The organism is Microbacterium sp. H6, assembly GCF_003314775.1.
Taxonomy (GTDB): Bacteria; Actinomycetota; Actinomycetes; order Actinomycetales; family Microbacteriaceae; genus Microbacterium; species Microbacterium oxydans.
Genome location: NZ_QOAY01000087.1, coordinates 1648 through 8881, shown reverse-complemented (window position 1 = coordinate 8881; position 7234 = coordinate 1648). Strand labels below are relative to the sequence as shown.

Genomic DNA, 7234 nt, shown 5'->3' with positions numbered 1-7234 from the left:
TCCGACGGTGGGATCGAGATGCGCGACGTCTGGTTCGACTACGGCGGCGAGCCCGTGCTGCGCGGGGTCAGTCTGCACCTGGAGAGCGGCCTGCGCTACGGTCTGGCCGGCCGCTCCGGAGCGGGCAAGTCGACGCTGGCACTGGTCATCGCCGGGCTGTACGCCCCGATCAGGGGCACGGTGCGCTGCGGCGATGCCGATCTCGTAGCGCTCGCCCCCGCGGAGCGCGCGCTCCGCGTCGCCTTCGTGCCGCAGGAGGTGCAGCTCGGCACCGGCACCATCGCCGAGGAGCTGCGTCTCGCGGCACCCTCCGCGAATGACGCGGACCTGCGGGGGGCGTTCGCCACCCTCGGCCTGTCGCGGTGGGTCGACGCGCTTCCGGAGGGACTCGATACGGCCGTCGGAGCGGACGGATCTCTCTCCGCCGGTCAGCGGCAATTGGTCGGGCTCGCCAGGATCGCCCTGCTGGAGAGCCGCGTGATCGTGCTGGACGAGGCGACGTCCGACGTGGATCCGGAGACCGCCGGACTCGTCGAGGCTGCGCTCGATCGACTCGCGCAGGGCAGGACCGTCGTCGTCGTCGCCCATCGGGAGTCCACTCTCGCCCGGCTCGACCGCGTGCTGGAGGTTCGCGAGGGCACCGTCACGGACATCACCTCCGTCGTGCGCGAGGCGACGGGATGACCTCGTCCCCCCTCCTCGACATCCCGCCTCTCGACATCCCGTTCCTCGTGCCCGGCGACGCCCGCGTCCCCGGCGATGCGCGGACCGAAGCCCCGCCCCGCCGCCTGGTGGCCGAGGTCGAGCTCGTCGATCGGCTGGAGGATGCGGATCCGCCGTCCTGGCTCCCGCTCACGCACGACGACCGTGTCCGCCTCGCCGCGTTCCGGCGTGAGGGCGATGCCCGCCGTTTCGTCACGGGGCGGGTCATGGTGCACCGTCGACTTCGGGAAGTGCGGGGAGTCCCGCTGGGCGCCGCCCGCTTCACGCGGCGGTTCACGGCGGCGGGGGAGTGGAAGCCGGTCCTGTCCGGGGAGCCGGGGCGCGGATTCGAGGGCACGCAATGGCCCGACGTGTCGATCTCGCACAGCGGGACGTTCGTGGCCGTCGCCTTCTGCGAGGGGGCGGAGGTGGGGATCGATGTCGAGCAGCACTCCGCCTTCGTGGACGGCGACGACGTGCTGTCCATGGCTCTCACCCCGCAGGAGCGGGCACGCGTGGCGTCGATCGCCGACGCCGCACGCGTCTTCACCGCCAAGGAGGCCGTGCTCAAGGCCGTGGGCTTCGGCCTGGCGATCGATCCGCTCCTGGTCGAGGTCCTCGACGGTGCGGTGCGGCGCTTCGATCACCCGGAGCGTCGCCCCGTGGTGCTGGCGCCCGTCCCGGTCCCCGACCGCCTCTCGGGCCTCGTGTCGGCGACGGTCGCGATCGCACCCGTCTCCTCCCCAGGCAGTGGGAGTCGCACCGATCAGCCCTGAGCGTCGCCCGCGGCACTCGCGAGCACGCGCTGCAGCGGCTCGTAGTGCTCGACGACAGCCCGGCGATACCGGTCGACGTCGCCGGAGCGCGCCGCTTCGAGCATGTCGCCGTGCGCCTTCGCCGTCTTGTGGATGTCATCGGGCTGCGGGATCCCCAGCTGGGGGAGCACCGCCGTGTGGACATCCCAGAAGGCGCCGACGAGCTGCCCGACCAGGCGGTTCCCGATCGTGCCGAACAGGCGGGTGTGGAAGGCGCGGTCCTCCTCGAGGAAATGCTCGCCGCGCTCGGCCTTGTCGACCATGTCGGCGACCAGCGCGTCGAGCTCGGGGTCATCATCCGCCTTGGCCGCCTCCACGATGCGTTCGGCCATCGAGAGGTCCAGCGCCAGGCGCACCTCGACGACCTCGCGCAGCGCCTGCAGCGACCCCTCCGGCGACAGCACCCCGCGGAAGACGAGGGCCTCCACCATCGGATCCAGCGACATCGGTCCGACGTACGTTCCGTGGCCGTGACGCACGTCGACGATGTCGAGGGTCGAGAGGGTGCGGATGGCCTCACGCACGGAGGATCGCGAGACGTCGAGCTCGTCGCAGAGCTCCGCCTCCGTAGGCAGCGGGTCGCCCGGGGTGAGCCCGCGCGTCAGGATGAGCTGCTTGATCTGATCCGCCGTGGTCGAGCGCCGCATGCGTGACGCCCTACTCGTGGTGGACTTCATGGGGCTCCCTCTCGTGCCTGGCAGAAACGCTCCGATCATCTCACTCTTGTGATCTGATCGAACCTGTGTTTAGAGTACATCAGACATCAGATGTCCTCAAGATGTTCCCCCCACCACCCTGGAGCACACATGAACCGACACTTCACCCGCCGTCGCGCGGGTCGATTCGCGATGGCGGTCGCCGGCACAGTCGCCGCATCCGTCGCCCTCGCGGGCTGCGGCGCCGGCACCACCGCCACCCCCGACGAGAGCGCGGCCGCGAGCGAGATCGACCCGGACGCCATCATCGAGGCGGGGATCTCGTACACGCTGAACGGCAGCTTCGACCCGATGGTCGCCTCCGGCGCCGTCACGGTCTCGGCGAACTGGCACGTCTTCGAAGGTCTCGTCGACCTCGACCCGGTCACCCAGAAGCCGGCCCCTGCGCTCGCCGCCGACCTCCCGACGAAGATCGACGACACGACCTACGAGATCGACATCCGCGAAGGCGCGACCTTCCAGAACGGCGACCCGGTCACGGCGGACGACGTCGTCTTCAGCTACGACCGCGTGCTCGACCCGGACAACAACTCGCTCTTCCTGTCGTTCGTCGACTTCATCGACACCGTCACCGCGGTCGACGAAGACACCGTGCGCATCACGACGGACTACCCCTTCTCGCTGATCAACGACCGCCTCGGCGTCGTCAAGATCGTCCCGAAGGCGGTCGTCGAGGCCGATCCCGAGGACTTCGCCGCCAACCCGGTCGGCTCCGGCCCGTACTCGCTGGTCTCCGCGGTCCCCGAGGACAAGCTCGTCTTCGAGCGCTACGACGACTACAACGGCCCGCGCCCCGCGCTCGCCGCCGGCATGAACTGGAACCTGCTCGCCGACGCCTCGGCCCGCGTCACCGCGATGTCCACCGGCACCGTGCAGGCGATCGAAGACGTGCCGTACATCGACGTCGACACCCTCGCCTCGTCGGCCGACGTCGAGAGCGTGCAGTCGTTCGGCCTGCTGTTCATGATGTTCAACACCAAGGCGGCGCCGTTCGACGACGTGCGCGTACGGCAGGCACTGCACTACGCCCTCGACATGGACAAGATCATCGGCACGGGCATGCTCGGCAACGCCACGCCTGCGACCTCGTTCCTGCCCGAGACGTACCCGAACTACCACGAGGCCTCGACGGTCTACACCTACGACCCCGAGAAGGCGAAGGAGCTGCTGGCGGACGCCGGCGTCTCCGACCTGTCGATCACGCTGCTGACGACCGACACCGGATGGGTCAAGGAGGTCGCCCCGCTGATCAAGGAGTCGCTCGACGCGATCGGCATCGACACCACGCTCGACATCGGACAGTCCGCGTCGATGTACGAGAAGGTCGACTCCGGCGACTACACGGTGGCCGTCGCCCCCGGTGACCCCTCGGTCTTCGGCGTCGACCCCGACCTGCTCATGAACTGGTGGTACGGCGAGAACGTCTGGACCCAGACCCGCACCAACTGGGCTGACTCTCCCGAGTACGCCGAGCTGCGCACGCTCCTCGACACCGCCGTCCAGCAGGAAGGCGACGAGCAGCAGAAGACCTGGGACCAGGCGTTCGACCTGCTCTCCGATCAGGCCGTGCTCTACCCGCTGTTCCACCGCAAGCTGCCGACCGCCTGGAGCAGCCAGGAGCTCGTCGGGTTCCAGCCCGTCCCCACCACCGGACTGTCGTTCCTCGACGTCGGCGTGGCCGCGAAGTAGCACCCGCACAGAAGCAGCACCCGAACAGGGGGCGCGCTCACCCGACGAGCGCGCCCCCTGCACCTCCCTCACCCTCGGAAGGAGCGGCACGTGTCCCACACGCTCCGCCTCATCGGCCGGCGACTGCTGCAGTTGCCGCTGATGATCCTCGGCATCACGTTCCTCGTGTTCTTCGTGATGTCGTTCTCGCCCGTCGACCCGGCCCGCACGGCGCTCGGCGAGACGGCGTCGCCCGCAGCCCTCGAGGCCTACCGCGAGGACCACGGCCTCAACCTCCCCCTGCTCGTCCGTTACGTGAACTTCCTGTTCGGACTCGTGCAGGGCGACCTCGGCACCTACTCCGCGCGCAGCCTTCCCGTGATCGATGAGGTCGCCCGTGCCTTCCCGGTCACCCTGGCGCTCACCTTCCTCGGGCTCATCATCGCCGTGATCGTGGCCTTCGTGATCGGCGTCCTCGCCGCCGTCTACCGCGACCGCTGGCCCGACCAGGTGATCCGCGTCTTCGGCGTCGCGGCGCTCTCCACCCCGTCGTTCTGGCTCGCCATCCTGCTCATCCAGGTCTTCACCCTCGGCCTCGGACTGCTCCCCGCCTCCGGCCCGCTCCCCGACTTCTGGGCCGATCCCTCCGGTTGGCTCGCCCGCATGACCCTCCCTGCGATCGCGCTCGCGGTGCCGGTGATCGGTCAGCTGTCGCGCGTCGTGCGCACCTCGATGGTCGAGGAGCTCGACCGCGACTACGTGCGCACCGCCCTCGGCGCCGGCATCCCGCGGGTGATCGTCGTCGGCCGCAACGTGCTGCGCAACGCCCTCATCACCCCCGTCACGGTGCTGGGGCTGCGCATCGGCTACCTGCTCGGCGGCGCCGTGGTGATCGAGATCATCTTCGCCATCCCGGGGATGGGAACCCTCATCCTCAACGGCGTCACCAACAACGAACCCAACCTCGTGCAGGGAGTGACGCTCGCGGTGGCGCTCGCCTTCGTCGTGATCAACATCATCGTCGACCTCCTGTACGTGCTCATCAATCCTCGAATCCGGGCGGTGTGACATGCGACGCAAACTCACGGAACGGCTTTCCGTCCCGGGCCTCCGCTGGGGCCGCCTGTCCCTCGGGTCGATCATCTGCATCGCCGTGCTGGCGATCATCGCCCTGGCCGCGATCTTCGCGCCTCTCATCGCGCCGTTCGACCCGCTGGCCTCCGGGACTCCCGTGCAGCCGCCGGGAGCGGAGCACTGGTTCGGCACCGACCGTCAGGGCCGCGACATCTTCTCGCGCCTCGTCTACGGCGCCCGCTACTCGCTCGTGATCGGTATCGGGGCGACCCTCGTCGCCCTGGTCGCCGCTTGCGTGCTCGGCACGATCGCCGCCACCGCCCCGAAGTGGATCTCCGAGACCCTCATGCGCGTCATGGACGTCGTGATGTCGTTCCCCGGCATCGCGCTCGCCGCGGTGTTCGTGGCGGTGTTCGGCAAGTCGCTGCCCGTGCTGGTGCTGACCATCGCGTTCCTCTACGTGCCGCAGCTCACCCGCATCGTCCGTGCAAACATCCTCGACCAGTACGGGGAGGACTACGTCTCGGCCGTGCGTGTGATGGGAGCGGGCACCCCGCGCATCATCGTGCGACACGTGGCGCGCAACGCGATGGCGCCGGTCCTCGTCTTCGCGACCGTGCTCGTCGCCGACGCGATCGTGTTCGAGGCCTCGCTGTCGTTCCTGCAGGCCGGCGTGCCCGATCCCGAGCCGTCGTGGGGCAACGTCATCGCCGCGGGCCGCAACCTGCTCATGAGCGGAGCGTGGTGGGCGACCTTCTTCCCCGGCATCCTCATCATGATCACGGTGCTGTGCCTCAACATCCTCTCCGAGGGGATGACCGACGCCATGGTGTCGCCGCGGGCGCGCACGATCACGGCCGACGCCGCGAACACCGAGGAGTCCACGCACGAGCTCGAGGTCGCAGCGATCCCGGACGACACGCACGTGATCCCCACCGTCGACACCGCGGTGAACCTCTCCGTGCCGAGCGGCGTCCCCGACACCCTGGTGCCGCGCGCGGAAGTCGTCCCCCTCGCGGAACGACTCGCCGAGCTGCGACGGCGTGAACTCACCCGCACGGATCGCCTCGAGTACACGGGCGACGACAAGCCGCTGCTCGAGGTGCAGGACCTGTGCATCTCGTTCCCCCGGCACGGCGACGTCGACGTGGTCGACCACGTCAGCTTCACGGTGCGCCCCGGCGAGACCATGTCGCTGGTGGGGGAGTCCGGATGCGGCAAGTCCATCACCTCGCTCGCGATCATGGGTCTGCTCGACCCGAAGGCCGACATCCGCGGACGCATCCTGTTCGACGGGAAAGACCTGCTGCAGATGGCCCCGAAGGAACGCAACGCGCTGCGCGGACACGACATCGCGATGATCTATCAGGACGCGCTGAGCTCACTCAACCCGGCGATGCTCATTCGCTCGCAGATGAAGCAGCTCACCTCGCGCGGCGGCACCCGCACCGCCGAGGAGCTGCTGACGCTCGTCGGTCTCGATCCGAAGCGCACACTCTCCTCGTATCCGCACGAGCTCTCGGGAGGGCAGCGGCAGCGCGTGCTCATCGCGATGGCGCTGACCCGGGATCCGCGGCTGGTGATCGCCGACGAGCCGACCACCGCGCTCGATGTCACGGTGCAAGCCCAGGTCGTGGAGCTGCTCATGCGGCTGCAGCGGGAGCTCGGCTTCGCGCTCCTGTTCGTCTCGCACGATCTCGCCCTGGTGGCCGAGCTCACCCACCGGATCACGGTGATGTACGCGGGCCAGGTCGTGGAGCAGGGCACCACCCGCGAGGTGCTCACGCAGCCCGTGCACGAGTACACGCAGGGCCTCCTGGGCGCTGTGCTCTCGATCGAGGCCGGCTCCGACCGCCTGCATCAGGTCTCGGGAGTCGTGCCCTCACCGCGCGACTTCCCGGCGGGCGACCGCTTCGCCCCGCGGTCCAGCGACCCCTCGCGGTATGCCGGCACCACCCCGGTGCGCCGACACATCGAGGGGACGGAGCACTACTACTCCGCGCATCCGGACGATGCGCCCGTCGAGGCGATCGGAGCAGGACGATGAGCGAATCCGTCATCGAGCTGAAGGACGTGCACGTCCGCTACAAGACCCGTGCGTCCTCACTCTTCCGTCCCGAGTACGTCGATGCGCTCGCGGGCGTCTCGCTCACGGTGAAGCGCGGGCAGACCCTCGGCATCGTCGGCGAGTCCGGATCGGGCAAGTCCACCTCGGCCAAGGTGCTGATCGGCCTCGAGAAGCCCACGAGCGGGCAGGTC

Annotated in this window: 7 protein-coding genes; 6 read left to right on the top strand and 1 reads right to left on the bottom strand. The window is 69.3% G+C overall.

What is annotated here, in order from left to right; genetic code table 11:
* Window positions 1-684, top strand: a 684-nt coding sequence (locus DSP71_RS06050) for an ATP-binding cassette domain-containing protein (RefSeq protein WP_113680636.1), incomplete at its 5' end; no start/stop codon positions are given.
* Window positions 681-1478, top strand: coding sequence for a 4'-phosphopantetheinyl transferase superfamily protein (locus DSP71_RS06045; protein WP_113680635.1), 798 nt, complete (start codon window positions 681-683; stop codon window positions 1476-1478). The genes DSP71_RS06050 and DSP71_RS06045, both read left to right, overlap by 4 nt.
* Here DSP71_RS06045 and DSP71_RS06040 read toward each other — a convergent pair.
* Window positions 1469-2194 (bottom strand): FadR/GntR family transcriptional regulator, encoded by a 726-nt coding sequence (locus tag DSP71_RS06040; RefSeq protein ID WP_046748580.1) that lies wholly within the window; start codon window positions 2192-2194, stop codon window positions 1469-1471. The two genes, DSP71_RS06045 and DSP71_RS06040, sit on opposite strands and share 10 nt — an antisense overlap.
* A gap of 129 nt (window positions 2195-2323) precedes the next feature.
* Between DSP71_RS06040 and DSP71_RS06035 the strand changes: the two genes are divergently transcribed.
* The 4 genes from DSP71_RS06035 to DSP71_RS23210 form a co-directional block, all read left to right on the top strand.
* Window positions 2324-3922 carry an ABC transporter substrate-binding protein gene (locus DSP71_RS06035; RefSeq protein WP_052748768.1) on the top strand — a complete coding sequence of 533 codons (1599 nt, stop codon included), beginning with the start codon at window positions 2324-2326 and terminating at the stop codon, window positions 3920-3922.
* Between the two features lie 90 nt (window positions 3923-4012).
* On the top strand, window positions 4013-4969 hold the full coding sequence (locus DSP71_RS06030; protein WP_058631986.1) for an ABC transporter permease: 957 nt from the start codon (window positions 4013-4015) through the stop codon (window positions 4967-4969).
* A 1-nt stretch (window position 4970) separates the two neighbouring features.
* Complete coding sequence (locus DSP71_RS06025; RefSeq protein ID WP_113680634.1) at window positions 4971-7022, top strand: dipeptide/oligopeptide/nickel ABC transporter permease/ATP-binding protein; 2052 nt, start codon at window positions 4971-4973, stop codon at window positions 7020-7022.
* Window positions 7019-7234 (top strand): ATP-binding cassette domain-containing protein (locus DSP71_RS23210; RefSeq protein WP_258546288.1); only part of this gene is annotated, 216 nt, incomplete at its 3' end. The genes DSP71_RS06025 and DSP71_RS23210, both read left to right, overlap by 4 nt.

Coding starts and splice junctions, on each gene's coding strand:
- DSP71_RS06045 (WP_113680635.1), top strand. CDS start 681: ATGACCTCGTCCCCCCTCCTCGACATCCCGCCTCTCGACATCCCGTTC.
- DSP71_RS06040 (WP_046748580.1), bottom strand. CDS start 2,194: ATGAAGTCCACCACGAGTAGGGCGTCACGCATGCGGCGCTCGACCACG.
- DSP71_RS06025 (WP_113680634.1), top strand. CDS start 4,971: ATGCGACGCAAACTCACGGAACGGCTTTCCGTCCCGGGCCTCCGCTGG.
- DSP71_RS06035 (WP_052748768.1), top strand. CDS start 2,324: ATGAACCGACACTTCACCCGCCGTCGCGCGGGTCGATTCGCGATGGCG.